The organism is Aeromicrobium sp. (assembly GCF_049587115.1).
GTDB lineage: Bacteria > Actinomycetota > Actinomycetes > Propionibacteriales > Nocardioidaceae > Aeromicrobium.
Genome location: NZ_JBAVDI010000129.1, coordinates 1 through 17862, shown reverse-complemented (window position 1 = coordinate 17862; position 17862 = coordinate 1). Strand labels below are relative to the sequence as shown.

The following is a 17862-nucleotide window of genomic DNA, read 5'->3' as shown; positions in this document are numbered from 1 at the left end:
ACGCTCACCGATTCGCTCCGTCCGTGCCGGTGAAGGGCAGCCGGGAGTCGATCTCCTGATCGGCCCACGTCTCCCGGACCCAGGTGTGGGCCGGATCGTCGCAGATCAGCCAGGCGCGCTCGGCGCCGGGTCCGGCCATGACGTTGAGGTAGTACAGGTCGTAGCCGGGCGCCGCGATCGAGGGGCCGTGCCATCCGTGCGGAATCAGGACCACGTCACCCGAGCGGATCTCCGCCGTGATGTCGATGTCGGCCTGCTCGTGGCCGTAGACCCGTTGGAATCCGATGCCCGGTCCATGGGGGCCGTCGGCCACCTCGAAGTAGTAGATCTCCTCGAGCGCCGTCTCGCCCTCGCGCTGCTCGTCATGCTTGTGCGGAGGCCACGACGACCAGTTCCCGCCCGGCGTCAGCACCTCGCACGCGATGAGACGGTCGGCCTCGAGCACGCCGGGGACGCCGAAGTTGTTGACCTGCCTGCTCGACTGTCCTGCGCCCCGCATCTCGACCGGGACGTCGATCTTGGCGAGATGCGCCGGCGACAGCCGGCGCTCGCAACGAGCAGAGGCCAGCGCGAACCGGCCACCCAACTCGCTGACGACCGAGAGCTCGGCGTCCCGCGGGACGTAGACCGTGTCGCTGGGTCCCGCGAAGACACTGCTGCGTCCTTCCAGGTGATACGTGTGCCCATCGACGGCCACGTCGGCCGAACCGGTCAGCGGCACGATGACGTGCTCGGACTCGCCCGTGCCGAACGACTCGCGTTGACCGGGTGCCAGCTCGAGGATCCGCAGGCCGCAGTAGCCCCAGCCTGCGCTTCGCGGGGTGATCTCGAGCGCGAACGGCTCGACCGCGGCTTCTCCCGCCCGTACGACCAGACTCACGCCGTCATCATCTCCACGGTTGCGTCAACAGCGGATTCGACGCCGCCGTCCGGCGGAAACAGCAAGGTGCGGCCGACGACCATGCCGCGCACGCTGGGGCTCGCGAGCGCCTTCGACCAGGAGGCGAACTGGGCGGTCTGGTCGGCCCCCACCTCTCCCCCGAGCAGCACGACCGGCAGCGTCGTGGCGGCCAGCACGGCCTCCATGTTGTCGACGACGGGCAGCTTCAGCCAGGTGTACGCGGAGGTTGCGGCCAGCCCGGCCGACACTGTTGCCGAGCGGATCACCGCCTCGGTCGTCAGGTCGTTGCGAATCCGCCCCGTGGTGTCGCGACGGGAGATGAACGGCTCGACCATCGCCATCACGGCGTGCGTTGCCAGCTCGCTGACCGCCCGCGCGCACGACTGCATCGTGGCGACGGTGTGATGATCCTCGGGGTCGATGCGGAACAGCATCTTGCCCCCTTGATAGCCAGCGGCCGCGATGCCCGCGGCGTCATATCCGGTGAAGCGGTCGTCGATCTCGAACACCGTGCCGGCCAGTCCGCCGCGGTTCATCGAGCCGATCACGACCTTGCCCTCCAACGCGCCGAGAAGCAACAGGTCCTCGATGACGTCGGCGGTGCCGAGAACCCCGTCGACGCCGGGGCGCGCGAGCGCCCGCACCAGTCGGGACAGCAGCTCGGCGCGATCACCCATCGCCAACGGATCCTCGCCTGCGCGCAGTGCTCCGCGTGCTGGGTGGTCGGCCGCGACCAGCAGGAGCCTGCCGGTCTGTCCCACCAGCCCCTCGGGCTGCTGGCGCCGTGCGGCCAGATCGCCGATCCGCTCGGGGTGCAGCGCGCGGGTCTGGACGAGCTTGGCGATGCTTGCGGCGTCGACGGTGATCATCGGACACCTCCCGGGGTTGTGACGGAGCCAGCGGCCAGGACGGCCGAGACCTGATCGACCGTGGGCATGGCATCCGCACAGGAGAGCTGGCCTGCGACGTAGGCACCGGCCGCGTTGGCGAACGTCAGGAGTCGCCTGAGGTCCCATCCGCTCAACAGACCATGGACGAGCGCACCGCCGAAGGCATCGCCAGCACCCAGTCCGTTGACCACGTCGACCGCGACGGGCGGCACGAGGATCGACTCCTCTCCGCGCACGCCCAGCACGCCGGCGGGACCCTGCTTGACGACCGCCAGCTCGACGCCGGCTGCGCGCAATGCCCTGGCCGCCATCTCGGGCTCGGTCTCACCGACTGCGACCTCGCACTCCTCCCGGTTGCCCACCGCGACCGTGACGTGAGGCAGTGCCGCCCGCATCTGGCCGGTCGCGACCGCAGCGGACTCCCAGAACATCGGGCGGTAGTCCAGGTCGAGCACGGTGATCCGCTCTCCGGCCTGCGGGTCGGTGCTCCGTGCCTCCAACGCGGCAAGGTGCGCCGTGCGGCTGGGCTCCTGCGAGAGCCCGGTCCCGGTCACCCAGAACACGTCGGCCGCGCGGATCGCATCGAAGTCGAGCTCGGCGACATCGATCTCCAGATCCGGCGCCTTGGGCTCGCGGTAGAAGTACAGCGGGAAGTCGTCCGGCGGGAAGATCTCACAGAAGGTGACGGGCGTCGGCAGGCCCGCGACGGGACTGACCCAACGGTCGTCGACACCGAAGTCGCGCAGTGCGGCGTGGACGAACCGGCCGAACGGGTCATCGCCCGTACGAGTGATGGTCGCAGCGCTTCGGCCGAGGCGCGCCGCAGCGACAGCGACGTTGGTCGAGCTGCCACCGAGGAACTTGGCGAACGACGTCACGTCCTCCAGATGACGGCCGACCTGCTCGGGATAGAGGTCGACGCCGACGCGCCCCATCGTGATGAGCTCCAGATGTGTCACGCGAGCACTGCCCTCACGTACTCCAGGCTTGCCCGGACGTCTGCGACGGGGCCCTCGCCCTCCGGCTCGCCGTCCTTGAACATGACATCCTGCTCCAGGACGTACCAGCCTCCGTAGCCCGCGGCCCGCAGCGCCTCGAGCATGGCCCTGATGTCGACGTCGCCCGTACCCAGCACCCGCCACATGCCGTCGGCGACCGCTTCGGAGAACGAGATCTCCTGCGCGACGACCTGGGCGGCCTTGCGCGCGTCGACGTCCTTCAGGTGCACGTGCCGGACCCGCTCCACGTTGTCGAGCGTGATGGCGACGGGGTCAGCTCCTGCCGCGGCAAGGTGGCCGGTGTCGATGCAGAACCCGATGTGCGCGCCGTCGACGACGCGTTGCACGTGTTCGGCAGATTCGACCAGCGTCCCCATGTGCGGGTGTATCACCGCGAGCACGCCACGTTCGCAGGCGCGCGCCGCGATGCGGTCGAGATTGCCGAGCAAGGTCTTCCACTGCAGGTCATCGAGCAGCGGGCGCTCGTCATAGCCGTCGACACCGGTCGCCGCGGCCAGCACGACGACCTCGGCACCCGTGACCAGGCAGCCTTCGATGAAGGCGTCGACAGCGGCCATCGGGTCGCGGTCCGGGTCGTGCAGCACGACCGGCAGGAATCCGCCGACCGCCTGCAGCCCGTAGGTCTGGAGGAAGTCGCGTCGCGTCACCGGATCCTCGGGAAGGAAGCCGTCCGGGCCGAACTCGGTCGCGGTCAGGCCCAGTCCTTCCATCTCGGCCATGACACGCTCGGCAGACAGCTGGTGTCCCCAGCCCGGCACCTCGCACACGCCCCACGAGATGGGGGCACCGGCCACGCGGGGGCCGATCTGGCGCTGATCGCTCGCGGTCATGCAGATCCTTTTCCGAGTTTGTGCTGACAAAGTATCAGCACGAGTGTGGCGCTCCTCACACTTCGCGTCAACCCTTTGTCCTGACATATTGACGTATTGACATGGCCCATTAAATTGTCCGTATGGTCGCGCCCCGGTTCACCCTCGACAGATCCAGTCCTGTCCCGCTGTACTTCCAGATCGCCGAGCAGTTCGAGACCGCGATCCTCAGCGGCAAGATCGCGCCCGGCGAGCGCATCGACAACGAGATATCACTGGCGAAGAACCTGGGACTGTCCCGCCCCACGATGCGGCAGGCGATCCAGGTGCTGGTCGACAAGGGCATGCTGGTGCGCAAACGCGGCGTCGGCACCCAGGTCGTGCACGGAAAGATCCGCCGCTCGGTCGAGCTCACCAGTCTGTTCGACGATCTCAGCGCCGCAGGTCAGCAACCCCGCACCGAAGTCATCGCGGTCGCAACGGTCGCTGCCGAGGAGGATGTCGCGCACGAGCTGCAGCTACAACCCGGCGATGACGTGTGGTCACTCGAGCGGCTCCGGTTTATCGGCGCGCAGCCACTCGCCCTGATGCACAACTTCATTCCGGTCGACGTTATCGATCTGGCCGCGGTGGATCTGGAGCAGTCGGGCCTGTACGCCTACCTGCGCTCCTCCGGGATTCTGATGCGCGTGGCTCGCCAGCGCATCGGCGCCCGCGGGGCAACGGTCGACGAGGGTGCCCTGCTGGGCGAGAAGAAGGGCGCTCCCCTGCTGACGATGCAGCGCACGGCGTACGACAACGCCGGACGCGCCGTGGAGTACGGTCGGCACGCCTACCGACCTGAGCTCTACGCCTTCGAGCTCACGCTCGTCGACCGCTGAGGACGCCGCCGCCGCTGGTCAGCCCTCGAGCTCGGCCTTGATGCTCGCCAGGGTTCGATCGATCCCGTCGCGCAGCTCGGCGTCATGGGACTCAGCACCGCCCAGCGCCAGTCGTGCGGTGAGCCGCACCGACAACGAGGGATCAACCAGGGCAGTACGCCGCTCGACCAGTCGCGTCCCGGCGGCGGTCGGCTCGATCTCATACGACCAGTCCACGTTGGTCGGCCAGACGTGGAACGTGAACGCTCCACGTCCACCGTCCTGTGCCGGGGGCTTCCATCGCGTGATCCGGCTTGTCGTGGGCCAGACGAATCCCTTGCGACGGTTGAGGTTGACCCCCCGACGACCCACCTTCGGCCGGCCGAACATCAACGTTCCGACGAGCTCGGGACTGCGGCGCTTCATGGCCGAGACATCGGAGACCGCCGCCCACACCTGGTCCGGTGTCGCGTCGATCTCGATGGACGACTCGAGTGCTGGCTGACCCACGACTCAGACCCGCTCGGCTTCGGACTTGATGCGCTCGAGAGTCTGCCGGATCCCGGCGTCGAGCTCCTGCTCGAACTCCTCGACCCCTCCGAGCAGGCCCTTCACTGCTGCGTTCGAGATGGCAGCCACACCACGGGGCGTGTGCCGGCTCTCGGTCAGGCGGGTGCCGGTCGCGGTCGGCTCGAGCTCGAACGACCAGACCGTCCGGTTCTCCAGGATCCGAAAGGACAACCGGTGATCTGGCTCGAAGTCCACGACCCGGGCATTGGTGGGCCACCGCTTCCAGCCCTGACGGTTCAGGTTCAGGGTGCGGGCTCCCTGCTTCACCTCACCGCCGAAGACCTTCATGCTCACGCACTGCGGACTCCACTCACCCATCCGCTTGAGATCGGAGACGATGGCCCAGACCCGCGCCGCAGGGGCTTCGATCTCGATGCTGTGGGCGATGAGCGACTGGTTGGGCATGAATCTCCTGGGATCGGGTCGAGCAAGGGTCAGGCGTGACGTGGCGCAGCGGGCAGGGCACGCTGCTTGCGCGCGTGGGAGTTGAGCCACTCGACGAGCCAGTCTCCCACCTGGGGATGATTGAGCAAGGCGAAATGGTGGGCACTCGGGAGATACTCGAACGTCGCGCCGTCAACGATGGGCCCGGCGCGGCCGACCCCGGTGGCCGACGAGAAGTGCACGAGCAGGTCGCCCAGCACCGAGCTCAGCGGATGGCGCTGCGAAGCACCCAACGTCGCCGCCACGAAGTGGTACTCCGCGAGCGGTAGCGGCGCCGCGGCGATGCGGTCCAGACCCCATTGCCCGGTGAGGTCCTGACCCTCCCACTCGTCCTTGGTGATGTATCCGTGCCGCAGATCCACTATGCCAGCCGAGCGCGACTCAAGGATCGAGCTGAACGGGCTCGACTCCGGCCAGAATCGCAGCAGCCGCGATCCCAGATGAGCAACCTTCTCGAGATTTGCCCCGGCGTGAGGCGTGCCCAAGCACACGACGTCTCGCACGAGGTGGTGCCAGGTCTGACCGGTCGCGGTGGCGTGATTGGTGGCGGCCCGCGCGACGAGGCCACCCATCGAGTGGCCGATCAGCGTGATGCGGGTGACCGGCACGGGCCACTGGGCGACAAGCTGCTGCAGGAGGACGTCGAGGTGCTTGCCGTTCTCCGAAATGTGCAGGCCCGTGTTGTAGCGGATCATGACCGGCGTGCCATCGGTCTCGGCGACGATCCGTTCGGCGTAGGTCGTGCCATGCACCTTGGCGGCGTTGGACCACGATTCGTCGTTCTCGCAGAGCCCGTGCACGAACACGACGGGGTGGCTGGTGCCGGCCCGGAAGGCTTCGGCGAGCGGCCACGACGTCACCGGGACGTCCTGGCCCTCATGTCGGATGGCCATCGTGATGGCCTGCGGGTCGTCGAGCATGCGCAGCTCATCACCGATCAGCCCGTTGACCGCCGCGACGACGAGTCGGCCGCGGCGGGTGTCCTCGAGTGGCCTCCCCACACCGCGCGTCGCCAGCGCTCGTATCGAGCCGCTCGAGACACGCAGCACGCCGGAGACAGCACCGTAGACCGAGGTCACCACTGCGTCGTGCAACGACTCAGGCAGGCGACCGCCGACGACGCGAGTGGCCTGGAATGCCCGCCGCGAGATCGCGGTGTGCAGATCCCGGGCGGTCGCGACGATCAAGCGGTCGCTGTAGTCCAGAGCCAGCGCCGCCACGTCGGTGGTTCGTGCGGGCTCGACAGGCATGGTCCCATACTGCCGGTATCCGAAGAGAAAGTGAACTCCCGCGCGGGGAGTCCTCGGTCACGCCTCGGCGTTGTCCTCGTCGGCGGCCTCGACCTCGTCGGCGTAACGGCCGTCGGCCTGCAGCTTGGACAGCTCGATGACGTTGCCGGACTTGTCGACGACCTTGGCCGACTCCACCAGCGATGCCAGCGCCTTGCCGCGCAGCACCTCGCTGACCATCTCGGGCACGTGGTTGTGCTCCATGATGTGCTGGATGTACGAGTTGGGGTCCTCGCCAGACTGCTGGGCGCGGCGCATGATGTGCTGCGACAGCTCGGCGTCGTCGATGCCGAACTCCTCGGTCGCGACGACCTGGTCGAGCACGAACTGGGCGACCAGCGAGTCGCGCACGCGCTTCTCCAGGTCAGCCTCGAACTCGTCAATCGTCTGCTCCTCGTCGTCGAGGTAGGTCTGGAACTCGACGCCGGCCATCGTGAGCTGCTGCTCGATCTGCTCGCGGCGGCTCGCGATCTCCTCGGTCACCAGGCTCTCGGGCAGCGGGGCATCGATCCGGCTGACGATCTCGTCCAGGATCAGGTCGCGGGCCTCGTTGGCCTGCTCCATGCGCTTCCCACGTGTGACGCGATCGGCAAGGTCGGCGCGCAGCTCATCGATCGTGTCGAATTCAGAGGCGGTCTGCGCGAACTCCTCGTCGAGCTCGGGCAGCTGCTGCTCCTTGACGTCCTTGACCGTGACGGTCACGTCGACGTCCTGCCCGGCGAGCTCGCCACCGACGAGCTGCGTCGTGAATGTCTTGGTCTCGCCAGCCTTGAGGCCCGTGACGGCCTCGTCAAGACCGTCGAGCATTGTGGCCTTGCCGATCGTGTACGGCATGCCGGCAGCCTGGGCCGCTTCGATCTCCTCGCCATCCTGTGCGGCGGACAGATCGATCGTCAGGAAGTCACCTTCGGCGGCAGCCCGGTCGACCTCGGCGAACGTGGCGAAACGCTCACGCAGGGCCGTGATCTGCTCCTCGATGTCGTCGTCGGCGACGGACGAGTCCTCGACCGTCACCTCGATCGACGCCACATCTGGAAGATCGAGCTCGGGTCGGACGTCGAGCTCGGCCGTGACCTCGATCGGCTCGCCGTCGACGAACTTGGTGAGATCGATCTCCGGCTGGCTGAGGGGCTGGATCTTGGTGTCCTGCAGGGCTTGGTTGTACCAGCCGGGAAGCGCCGAGTTGATCGCCTCGTCGAGCACTGCGGTGCGCCCGATCCGCTGATCGACGATTGCCGCGGGAACCTTGCCCTTGCGGAAGCCGGGGATGGTGATCTGTGAGCCGATCGTCTTGTAGGCAGCATCGAGGCTGGGCTTGAACTCCTCGAACGGCACCTCGATGGTGAGCTTGACCCGGGTCGGGCTCAGTGTCTCGGTGGTGCTTTTCACGTGACTGACTCCTGCATGATCTCGGCGCTTGGAAGGGGGCGCTGCTGCCGGAGCACATCGGGCAGAAACAGCGACGTACCAGTCTCTCATGGGACCCCGGGTGGACCCAAAGGAGTCTCGCCACCCGCCCCTCTTCGCGATTTGTGACGAGTTCAACGCTTACGACATCCGAAACGGTGGAAATCGTCACAAATCGCGGGGAGTCGGGATGACAGGATTCGAACCTGCGACCTCACCGCCCCAAACGGCGCGCGCTACCAAGCTGCGCTACATCCCGTAGCCGGGTCAGTCTAGGGGACACTGGGCCCGTGACATCGCATCGGTACGCCGACCTCGTCGGATTGGCCCTGCGGCGCCAGCCCGCGTGCGGCTCGACCCGCGTCGTGGCAATCGATGGCCCCAGCGGATCAGGCAAGACCCAGCTGGCCGATCAGCTTGTCACCACCAACCGCGCGGCAGTCCTCCACCTCGACGATGTCTATCCGGGCTGGCACGGCCTGGCTGCGACACCGCCCATGATCGTTCGCTCGGTGCTCGAACCGCTGGCGGTCGAGGAGGTCGGCATGATCCCTCGATGGGACTGGAGCCGCCATCAGGCCGGGCCGCACATGCGAATCGATCCCTCACCGTTGCTGATCCTGGACGGCGTGGGCAGCGGGGCAGCGACGATCCGGCCATTCCTCAGCCTGCTGATCTGGGTCGAGGCGTCGACCGAGGTCCGCAAGCGCCGCGCTCTGGCCCGCGACGGCGGGGCGTATGTGCCGTTCTGGGACGTCTGGGGAGCGCAGGAGGCCGTGCACTTCCACGCGGATGAGACACGGCGCCATGCGGACGTCATCCTGCGCACCGATGGGTGAACCACCGGTCGCATGTGGCAGGATGTACGTCGTTGCCGCAAGGCTCCGCGGACGTAACTCAATTGGCTAGAGTCTCTGCCTTCCAAGCAGAATGTTGCGAGTTCGAGTCTCGTCGTCCGCTCCACGTCAGGGCCCCTCCTCGGAGGGGCCCTTCGGTATTCTTGGGCCCTCCTCCGGTCTCGGTCCTATGCTCCGTACATGACAGATCGCACCGCGCTCGTCACCGGTTGCTCCTCCGGCATCGGCGAGGCCACCGCGGCTCGCCTCGTGGCCTCGGGCTGGACCGTGTACGCCACCGCACGTCGCCCGGAGTCATTGGCCAACCTCGCCGCTCAGGGTTGCCGCACGCTCGCGCTGGACGTGACCGACGAGCAGTCCATGACCGCTGCGGTGGATGCCGTGCTCGCGGGGGCCGGCCGTATCGACGCCCTGGTCAACAACGCCGGCTACTCGCAGTCCGGTGCGACCGAGACGCTGGACCTGGACGACGTGCGGCGGCAGTTCGAGACCAATGTCTTCGGCCTGCTGCGCATGTGCCAGCTGGTGCTCCCGTCGATGCGGGAGCGTGGTGCCGGCCGGATCGTCAACATCTCCTCGATGGGCGGGCGGCTCGTCTTCCCCGGAGGAGGCGCGTACCACGCGACCAAGTACGCCGTGGAGGCGTTGTCCGACGCGATGCGCTTCGAGGTGGCGGGATTCGGCGTCGAGGTCGTCATCGTCGAGCCCGGGCTCATCACGACCAACTTCGAGAACACGGCCGTCGCGTCGATGGACAGCAACGACGACGGGTCGTACGCGGACTTCAACGCCGCAGTGGCCAAGGCCACCAAGGAGGCCTACGCCGGTCCGATGCGCCGTCTGGGCGGCGGACCGGACTCCGTCGCCAAGGTCATCGAGAAGGCGCTGACCGCCCGCCGGCCCAAGATCCGATACACCGTGACCCCCTCGGCCAGCCTGTCAATCAGGACCCGCAACCTCGTCGGCGCACGAGCCTGGGACGTCATGCTCAAGTCCCAGTTCCCCCAGCCTTCGACTCCGATGCCTCGGAACGACTGAGGATCAGGACCGCCTGGTCGTCGTCGCCCGATGCGACCAGCTTGAGTATGCGGCGCGGGGCCTGGTCGAAACCCGTCGCCACGATGACCGCAGCGGCCGTACGAAGCCACTCGATGCCAGCGGTGAAGTCCCGCACGCGCGACTCGACGACCCCGTCGGTGTAGAACATCAACGCATCGCCGACTCCCAGGTTCCCGGTTGTCCGGTGGAAGTCGGGGTGCTTCATGATGCCGAGCGCGTTCCCTCGTGCGCCGTCGATCTCCCAGGTGTGGCTCGCGCTTTCCCAGCGCAGTGCCGGCGGGTGCCCAGCGTTGATGATCGAGTAGTCACCCGACGGGAGGTCGATCAGGACGTGGACAGCCGTGGCGAATCCGTCGTGCCAGTTCTGGCGAATCAGGAAGTCGTTGCCGGCGGCGAACAGACCGACGGGTGGGAGCGCACCGATCAGTCCGCCGAGTGCGCCCGCGAAGTGAAGGGACCGCGTGCCAGCTGCGACGCCCTTGCCGCACACGTCGACCAGAATCATCTCGAGCCGGGTCTCGTCCTCCGAGATGTTCGCGACCAGGAAGTCGCCGGCGAACTTGGTCCCGCCTGCTGACCGCATGGCGGACTCCGACGACCAGCCGGCGGGCAGCGGTGGCACCACTCCCTGCGCCTGCAGCCGGTCCCGCAGATCCACCAGCATCGCCTCGCCGAGCGAACCTGGTAGACCGCTACGCCGACGGCTCGACTCGAACAGGACCAACACCGCCACCAGCGCGAGCACGATCAAGGTGCTGAATCGGCCCGCGGGCAATCCATAATCGACGTACTGGGATCTGATCGTGATCGCCGCAGCGACGCCGGCGCACAGGATCAGGACGAGCAGCGGTCGGTAGCGCAGCGCCATGGTCCCGAGCAAGAGGGGGATCACGAAAGTCGCGACGGGGAACACGTTGTAGTCCGCGAGCGACAGCAACAGAATTCCGCCGGTCAGCACCAGGAGGGCAGCCAGCACCGCGATCTGTCCCTCGGTCGTGCCGTTGCGCCAGCGAATGATGCGCTCGTCGAGATACTCGGCCACCGACAGCAGGGCCCGGCGTATCCGATCAGTCACTCCCTCAGCCTATCCGCGGCGCTGGCATGACGGGCACCAAAAGAGATTGCGGCCGGCCAGGGGTCGGCGCCGGATCACGGCGTTGCACACGTGGCAGCGCTGCCCGTCGCGGCGATAGACATAGACCTCTCCCCCGTGATCATCCGCCCGTGGTTCGCGTCCCATCACTGCCGGCTCGTGCTCGGGACGGACCGTGTCGATCCGACCCACCTCCACGCCGGTACGCATCAGGCCCACGAGGTCGCTCCAGATGGCATCCCACCTCGTGCGGGTCAGTCGCCGACCTGCCGTCATGGGCGCGACGTGCTGCCTGAACAGGACCTCGGCCCGGTAGACGTTGCCGACTCCGGCCAGCACGGTCTGATCCATCAGCAGCGTCGCGATCGGAACCACAGAAGAGTGGACGCGACGCCAGGCGCGCTCGGGATCGGCATCATCGCGCAGGGGATCAGGGCCCAGCCGGGCCACGATCCTGTCCACCTCTGGAGGAGTCAGCAGCTGGCAAGCGTTCGGCCCGCGCAGATCAGCCGTCGACTCCGCCTCCAGCCGCCAGCGGACCTGCCCCACCACGGGCCGGCCCACGCCGGGAGTGAACACGAAGGTCCCGTACAGCCCGAGGTGGATGTGCACCTGTTCGGGCAGGTCGAGGAACGAGACGAACACGTGCTTTCCCCACGCCTCGGCGTCCTCCAGGATCAGCCCGTCCAGGCGTGCCGCCTCGTCGAAGAAACGTCCCTGCGGGCTGGTGGAGGCAACCACCCGTCCGGCGAACGCCGCGCGCAGGTCGTCGGCGAGTCGGTGGAGGGTGTGTCCTTCAGGCAATCTCGCCGGTCTTTTCGTACGTCAGCAGCATGTCGACCCGCCGCTGGTGCCGCTCGGCGTGGCTCCACGGAGTCGTCAGGAAGGCCTCCACGATCGCGGTGGCCTCGTCAGCGGTGTGCATCCGCGCGCCCAGGGCGACGATCTGTGCATCGTTGTGCTGACGCGCGAGCGATGCCGTCTCGGTGCTCCAGGCCAGCGCGGCGCGGGCGCCCAGGACCTTGTTCGCCGCGATCTGCTCTCCATTGCCCGAACCACCGATCACGACAGCCAACGAACCCGGTTCGGCGACGGCGGCCGCGGCCGCCTCGATGCAGAACGGCGGATAGTCGTCCTCAGGATCGAGCTGGTGCGCGCCATGGTCGACCGGCTCGTGACCCTGGGCACTGAGCCAGTCGACGAGATGGGCCTTGAGCTCGAAGCCGGCATGATCGGCGGCAATGTGGACGCGCATGAACTCAGTCTCCCAGTCATGTACCCGGGTCGATCAGGCGCCTCGTACGAGATCGCGGACGAGCTCGGCAAACGCCTCGGCCGACTCCTCGCCCTCGAACTCGCCCAGGACATAGCGCTTGCGCTCACGCCGGGCCGCCTCCAGCGGGTCGTCACCCAGCATCTGGTCGAGGACCTCGTCGAGATTCGACAGGTCACCGAGGATCACGTAGCCGGTCTCGGCCACCGAGAACTCGGCGCGGAAGTCCTCCACCGAGGCCCTCATGCTGGTCATCGCATACGGCTTCTCCGACTGCAGGAAGTCGGACACGACGCTCGATACGTCCGAGACCAGCGCATCAGCCTGGTTCGAGCAGTCCACGACGCTCCAGGTCTTCTCGGCGAGCTTGCCCCACACGTGCTTGCGCCCCGTCTCGGCCCTGTTCTCGCGCAAGATGGTGTGGATCTCCCGCACCACCTCCCGGCGGATGCGCCAGCGATAGCTCAGCGGATGCGGACGGAAGATCACGGTGACACCTCGCGCGAGCAGCGCTTGCACGATTGCCGGGCCACGCTCGAGAGACGAGAAGTTGACCGCGTCGTCGAGGCCTTGCCAGGTCGGCGCGTACAGCACGACGGGCGGTTCCTGCTGCGAGATCGGTCCACGCCCGAGGCGGACCTCCCCCGCTTGCGGTCGCCCCACCACGACGAACTTCTCGGGGTCGACGTGGATGCCGTGCCGCTCGTAGCGGTCGATCCCGGCCTGGCCACAGACGACGAGCACGTCGTAGAGCGCGTGTCTGGGGTTGAAGTTGGCCGGCTTGTCCGAGTCGCCATGGTTGAGCCACACGTGCGTGAGCTCGGTGTGACTCATGAAGCCTTTGTTGGTCTGGGCGTTCTGGACATAGAACACCGCACGGATCGACCTCACCAGCACCGAGTCCAGATCGGCCATTCCACGGGACCCCAGCTGTACCAGCGGCGAGCTCAGGTCGGCGCCATCGACGATCAGCGGCAGGTACCTCTCGTGCAGCGTGATGACCACACACTTCTCGCCCGAACGCAGGAGGTACGGCTCCCACATCCGCAGCTGCCACGGCCCACCGGATCGTCCTGCGAAGCCCATCGCAATCGTCGGCGCGTACTTTTCGAGCGCTCCGCGCACCCGGCGACTGTGTCGCAAAAATCGGATCGTCGTGCCTGCGCAGGCCAGCCAAGCCAGGGCCGTCATGATCGCGAGCACCACGAACTCCGGCCACGAGGCGTCCAGTGCCGTGAGAGCCACCGCGAGGCCGGCGGCGGCCAGACTCACCCAGGTGTGGGCTTCCAGAGGGACCCGCGTCGGGCTGGGCGGACCGTCCTTGACGCCAGGCAACCCGTAGGCGTACGACGGCCGGTCCGGCACTCGCGGAACGAGAAACGACCCAGCCAGCAGGAACACCAACGAGGCGAACGTCGCCGGTGGGGGCACCAGCACCAGCAGGAGACCCAGCGCAAGACCGACGACCGGCAGGACCACCAGGCGCGGACGTCCGGCGATGGCGCGGAGCCGACGGGTGGGCCGGTTGGAATCGTTCTGCTCCCCGCTCACGCGGACAGTATGCCAGTCAGCGGGAACGGGCCCGGTGAGCGTCGAGCAGCGCGCCGACGATCGTGACGGTGGAGCGGGAGGCATCGAACAGGTCCGGCTGACGCCAGTAGGAGTGCACCATGCCGAGCGCGCGAACGCCCATGACGTCGACGCCCGCCTCGGCAAGCAGCGCGGCGTAGTCCTCGGCCTGGTCACGGAGCAGGTCGTGCTCGTTGGTCACCAGCAGGACCGGCGGGTGGTCCGCCAGGTTCGTCGCGTTCACGACCGAGACCTCAGGCGTGTCGCCCAGCTCTCCCGGCGCATAGGCCTCCCAGAACCATTCCATCGACGCGGCCTCCAGCGCGGACGTCTCCCCCGGACCGCCGAGATCGGCCCGCCGGTCGACGGCTGGGTACAGCAGGACCTGGAAGTCGATCGCTGCGTGCTCACGAACCGCCAGTCCGGCCACCAGGTTGGCGCCGGAGGAGTCGCCGATCGCTGGCAGGAAGGAGGCGTCGACGCGATGCTCCCGGTCGTGCGCCCGCAGCCAGTGAGCCGCGGTCTGCACGTCGTCCAGTGGCGCCGGATAGCAGTGCTCGGGGGCGCGGCGGTAATCGACGGCCAGCAGCGCCCATCCGGTCACGTGGGCCAGATGGCGACAGAAGTTGTCATGCGTCTCCAGGTCGTGCAACACCCAACCGCCGCCGTGGACGTACAGGGCCACCGGCGCACCGTGGCGCGGCCGGTAGAGGCGGCACGGCACACCCGCAGCGTCGAGGTCCTCGACATGATCCAAACCGATCCGCTCGGTGGCCGCCAGGGCGGCCTCACGCCCGGCCAACCGGATCTGTTGGTACGTCTGCGCAATCGGCCCGGCCGACGCGGCATCGAGCGAGTCCAGCAATGCGCGTGCCTGCGGGTGCAACGTCATCCCGCGAGCGTAGTGTCGCCGAGCCGTCTCGCGGAACCGTCCGGCTCGACCATCCTTGCGGCCGCCGCCCCGTTCGTCGGCGGCTCAGTCGAACGACAGCTCGCCCCTGCGGGTCCGCTTGAGCTCGAAGAAGTCCGGGAATCCGGCCAGCAGCCGCGCACCGTCGAAGACGGATCCGGCAGCCTCGCCACGCGGGATGCTCTGCAGGACAGGACCGAAGAACGCCACGCCGCCAATGGAGATCACCGGGGTGCCGACCTCTTCACCGACCCGCTCGATGCCGTCCTGGTGGGACGCGCGCACCGCGTCGTCGAACGATCGGTCCTCGGCCGCTGCGGCGAGCTCGATCGGAAGACCGGCTTCGGCCAGTGCTTCCTCGAAGAGCGCCGGGCCGAACTCCCGTCCTTCGTTGTGCCGCTTGGTGCCAATCGCGGTGTAGTACGAGCTCAACGCATCGAGCCCGTAGGACTGCTCGACGGCGATCGCGATGCGGACCGGTCCCCACCCACGCTCGAGCATGTCCCGGTACTCCTGCGGAACGTCCTTGTCCGCGTTGAGCACCGAAAGGCTCATGACGTGGAAGGAGGTCTTGACGTCGCGGACCTGCTCGACCTCGAGCATCCAGCGAGAGGTGATCCAGGCGAAGGGGCACAACGGGTCGAACCAGAAGTCGACCTGCTCGGTCGTGGCGGATGTTTCGGGCGCGAAGGTATCAGTCAGGGTCATGCAGACTAGAACAACGGCCGACCGGCTCGCATTTCCTCGACCAGCGATCCGACCACCACGTCGAGCTCGCCGCCGTGTGCCGCAGCGATCCGCCGCTGCCGTTGATATGACGCGCCACCAGCGATGATGTCGTGCACGCCATTGAGCTCCGCAACGCACCCCAGTCGGTGGGCCACCGGCTCGAGCTGGCCGAGGAGGCGGGCGAGGTCGGTCGTGACCAGCTCCTCCTCGCCGGACTCATCGAGGATCAGGATTGCCTCCATGCCGTATCGCGCCGATCGCCACTTGTTCTCCTGCGCGAACCACCCAGGCACGGTCGGGAGCGCGCGTCCAGCGTCCAGCTCGGACGAGAAGTGCTCGACCAGGCAGTGCGTCAGGGCTGCGATGCTGAGCAGCTCGGCCTGCGAAGGGATCCCATCGCTCACCCGCACCTCGAGCGTGCCGAACTTGGGCGACGGGCGCAGGTCCCATCGGATCTCGTCGAACACATCAATGACGCCGGTGTGCAGCATGTCGTCGACATATCCCTCGAGCTGGCTCCACTCCTCGAACTGGAAGGGCAGCCCCGCAGTCGGCAGCTGCTGGAACATCAACGCCCGGTTGGAGGCGTAGCCGGTCGCCTTGCCGCCCCAGAACGGCGAGGACGCGCTCAGCGCCAAGAGGTGTCCGTAGTAGGTCAGCATCGCCCTGCTGATCGGGAGCACCTTGTCGCGGTCCTCGATGCCGACGTGCACGTGGACGCCGTAGATCAGCATCTGCCGGCCCCACCACTGGGTGCGATCGATCAGAGTCGCGTAGCGCTCCTTGTCGGTGACCTTCTGGTGGTCCCAGGCGGCAAACGGATGGGTGCCCGCGCACATCAGCTCGACCCGCAAGGGATCGGTCACGACCCGGATCTCCTCGATGGCCCGCTGGAGGTCCGCCCCCGCCTCAGCGACCGTGTGGCGCACCCCCGACACGATCTCGACGGTGTTGAGCAGGAGCTCCTGCCGAATGTGGGGGTGCTCGCTCCCATCCGCTGGCCCGATCGCGTCGAGCACGGTCTGCGCGACCTGACGCAGGTCGCCGGAGTCTGCGTCGACCAGAGCCAGCTCCCACTCGATCCCAATGGTCGAACGCTCGGACCGCGCGAACGGGATGTCCATGTGCTCATACTGCCCGAGATCGGAGCATCGACCCGCCTCAGACGAGGAACCACCCCGTGAAAGCATGGCGACATGCCTGGTACCAACCTCACCCGCGAAGAAGCCAGCGAGCGGGCCTCCACCGTCTCCACAGAGACGTACGATGTCCAGCTCGACCTCACCCTTGCCTCCGACACCCGGTTCGGATCGATCACGACGATCCGTTTCGGTGCGACGCCCGGATCCTCGACGTTCGTCGACCTGGTCGACGGCGACATCTCGTCGATCACGCTCAACGGCGCGCCGATCGACGTCTCGGCGTACGTCGACCATCGCATCGCGCTGACCGGCCTCGCGCTCGACAACGAGCTGGTCGTCGAGGCGACCCTGCCCTACTCGCGCTCCGGCGAGGGTCTGCACCGCTTCGTCGACCCGGTCGACCAACGGATCTACCTCTACACGCAGTTCGAGGTGCCCGATGCGCGCCGCGTGTTCGCCACGTTCGAGCAGCCCGATCTCAAGGCGACGTTCGAGTTCCACGTGACGGCCCCCGCCGCGTGGGCAGTGGTGTCCAACTCCCCCACTCCCGAGCCCGCTGCCGCTGGTGCAGACACCGCGACCTGGCACTTCGCTCCGACCAAGCGCATGTCGACGTACATCACCGCACTGATCGCCGGGGAGTACGTCTCGCTGACCGACTCCTATCAGGGCGAGTACGGCGAGATCCCGCTCGGCGTGTTCTGCCGCCAGTCGCTCGTCGAGCACCTCGATGCCGACGACATCTTCCTCATCACCAAGCAGGGCTTCGAGTTCTTCGAGGGTGCCTTCGAGATGGCGTACCCGTTCGGCAAGTACGACCAGCTGTTCGTGCCGGAGTACAACATGGGCGCGATGGAGAACGCCGGTGCGGTGACATTCCGCGACGAGATGATCTTCCGCAGCCGACAGACCGTGGCGGCCTACGAGCAGCGTGCCAACACGATCCTGCACGAGATGGCACACATGTGGTTCGGCGATCTCGTGACGATGAAGTGGTGGGACGACCTGTGGCTCAACGAGTCGTTCGCCGAGTTTGCGGCC

At 67.5% G+C, this 17862-nt stretch carries 19 protein-coding genes and 2 tRNA genes; 5 read left to right on the top strand and 16 right to left on the bottom strand.

What is annotated here, in order from left to right; genetic code table 11:
* Positions 1 to 4 precede the first annotated feature (4 nt).
* From iolB to WB461_RS11830, 4 genes are read right to left on the bottom strand one after another with little or no spacing between them, the layout of a single operon-like run.
* A complete protein-coding gene (gene iolB, locus WB461_RS11845; protein WP_423852932.1) occupies positions 5 to 880 on the bottom strand; it encodes a 5-deoxy-glucuronate isomerase in 876 nt (291 codons plus the stop codon).
* Positions 877 to 1770: a Cgl0159 family (beta/alpha)8-fold protein gene (locus WB461_RS11840; RefSeq protein ID WP_423852931.1), complete on the bottom strand. Its 894-nt coding sequence runs from the start codon at positions 1768 to 1770 to the stop codon at positions 877 to 879. The genes iolB and WB461_RS11840 overlap by 4 nt, the downstream gene beginning before the upstream one ends.
* Entirely contained in the window at positions 1767 to 2750 is a 984-nt protein-coding gene (iolC, locus tag WB461_RS11835) for a 5-dehydro-2-deoxygluconokinase (RefSeq protein ID WP_423852930.1), read from the bottom strand. The genes WB461_RS11840 and iolC overlap by 4 nt, the downstream gene beginning before the upstream one ends.
* On the bottom strand, positions 2747 to 3640 hold the full coding sequence (locus tag WB461_RS11830; RefSeq protein WP_423852929.1) for a TIM barrel protein: 894 nt from the start codon (positions 3638 to 3640) through the stop codon (positions 2747 to 2749). The genes iolC and WB461_RS11830 overlap by 4 nt, the downstream gene beginning before the upstream one ends.
* 122 nt (positions 3641 to 3762) lie before the next feature.
* Between WB461_RS11830 and WB461_RS11825 the strand changes: the two genes are divergently transcribed.
* Complete coding sequence (locus WB461_RS11825; protein WP_423852928.1) at positions 3763 to 4500, top strand: GntR family transcriptional regulator; 738 nt, start codon at positions 3763 to 3765, stop codon at positions 4498 to 4500.
* A gap of 18 nt (positions 4501 to 4518) precedes the next feature.
* On the opposite strand, the gene WB461_RS11820 is transcribed toward WB461_RS11825, so the two are convergent.
* The 5 genes from WB461_RS11820 to WB461_RS11800 form a co-directional block, all read right to left on the bottom strand.
* Positions 4519 to 4989, bottom strand: coding sequence for an SRPBCC family protein (locus WB461_RS11820; protein WP_423852927.1), 471 nt, complete (start codon positions 4987 to 4989; stop codon positions 4519 to 4521).
* A 3-nt stretch (positions 4990 to 4992) separates the two neighbouring features.
* A complete protein-coding gene (locus WB461_RS11815; protein WP_423852926.1) occupies positions 4993 to 5454 on the bottom strand; it encodes an SRPBCC family protein in 462 nt (153 codons plus the stop codon).
* Positions 5455 to 5483: 29 nt separating this feature from the next.
* The gene (locus WB461_RS11810; protein ID WP_423852925.1) at positions 5484 to 6743 is read right to left on the bottom strand and encodes an esterase/lipase family protein; all 1260 of its coding nucleotides are present in this window, start codon (positions 6741 to 6743) and stop codon (positions 5484 to 5486) included.
* A gap of 57 nt (positions 6744 to 6800) precedes the next feature.
* A complete protein-coding gene (gene tig / locus WB461_RS11805) occupies positions 6801 to 8171 on the bottom strand; it encodes a trigger factor (RefSeq protein ID WP_423852924.1) in 1371 nt (456 codons plus the stop codon).
* Positions 8172 to 8374: 203 nt separating this feature from the next.
* Positions 8375 to 8448, bottom strand: a tRNA-Pro gene (locus WB461_RS11800).
* A 31-nt stretch (positions 8449 to 8479) separates the two neighbouring features.
* Between WB461_RS11800 and WB461_RS11795 the strand changes: the two genes are divergently transcribed.
* The 3 genes from WB461_RS11795 to WB461_RS11785 all read left to right on the top strand — a co-directional run bounded on the left by WB461_RS11795 (position 8480) and on the right by WB461_RS11785 (position 10084).
* Positions 8480 to 9028, top strand: coding sequence for a 4-amino-4-deoxy-L-arabinose transferase (locus WB461_RS11795; RefSeq protein WP_423852923.1), 549 nt, complete (start codon positions 8480 to 8482; stop codon positions 9026 to 9028).
* A 47-nt stretch (positions 9029 to 9075) separates the two neighbouring features.
* Positions 9076 to 9152: transfer RNA gene (locus WB461_RS11790), tRNA-Gly, on the top strand.
* Positions 9153 to 9226: 74 nt separating this feature from the next.
* Positions 9227 to 10084 (top strand): oxidoreductase, encoded by an 858-nt coding sequence (locus WB461_RS11785; RefSeq protein WP_423852922.1) that lies wholly within the window; start codon positions 9227 to 9229, stop codon positions 10082 to 10084.
* Here WB461_RS11785 and WB461_RS11780 read toward each other — a convergent pair.
* The 7 genes from WB461_RS11780 to WB461_RS11750 form a co-directional block, all read right to left on the bottom strand.
* Positions 10035 to 11180 carry a SpoIIE family protein phosphatase gene (locus WB461_RS11780; protein WP_423852921.1) on the bottom strand — a complete coding sequence of 382 codons (1146 nt, stop codon included), beginning with the start codon at positions 11178 to 11180 and terminating at the stop codon, positions 10035 to 10037. The genes WB461_RS11785 and WB461_RS11780 overlap by 50 nt on opposite strands.
* Positions 11181 to 11189: 9 nt before the next feature.
* Positions 11190 to 12002 carry an Fpg/Nei family DNA glycosylase gene (locus WB461_RS11775; protein WP_423852920.1) on the bottom strand — a complete coding sequence of 271 codons (813 nt, stop codon included), beginning with the start codon at positions 12000 to 12002 and terminating at the stop codon, positions 11190 to 11192.
* A complete protein-coding gene (locus WB461_RS11770; RefSeq protein ID WP_423852919.1) occupies positions 11995 to 12453 on the bottom strand; it encodes a ribose-5-phosphate isomerase in 459 nt (152 codons plus the stop codon). The genes WB461_RS11775 and WB461_RS11770 overlap by 8 nt, the downstream gene beginning before the upstream one ends.
* 33 nt (positions 12454 to 12486) lie before the next feature.
* Positions 12487 to 14022: a CDP-glycerol glycerophosphotransferase family protein gene (locus tag WB461_RS11765; protein ID WP_423852918.1), complete on the bottom strand. Its 1536-nt coding sequence runs from the start codon at positions 14020 to 14022 to the stop codon at positions 12487 to 12489.
* A 16-nt stretch (positions 14023 to 14038) separates the two neighbouring features.
* Positions 14039 to 14932, bottom strand: a complete 894-nt coding sequence (locus tag WB461_RS11760) for an alpha/beta hydrolase (RefSeq protein ID WP_423852917.1) — start codon at positions 14930 to 14932, stop codon at positions 14039 to 14041.
* An 84-nt stretch (positions 14933 to 15016) separates the two neighbouring features.
* Complete coding sequence (locus WB461_RS11755) at positions 15017 to 15658, bottom strand: disulfide bond formation protein DsbA (RefSeq protein ID WP_423852916.1); 642 nt, start codon at positions 15656 to 15658, stop codon at positions 15017 to 15019.
* A 5-nt stretch (positions 15659 to 15663) separates the two neighbouring features.
* Positions 15664 to 16803 carry a glutamate--cysteine ligase gene (locus WB461_RS11750; RefSeq protein ID WP_423852915.1) on the bottom strand — a complete coding sequence of 380 codons (1140 nt, stop codon included), beginning with the start codon at positions 16801 to 16803 and terminating at the stop codon, positions 15664 to 15666.
* A gap of 72 nt (positions 16804 to 16875) precedes the next feature.
* Here WB461_RS11750 and WB461_RS11745 point away from each other — a divergent pair.
* The coding region (locus tag WB461_RS11745; protein ID WP_423852914.1) for a M1 family metallopeptidase at positions 16876 to 17862 on the top strand (987 nt) is incomplete at its 3' end.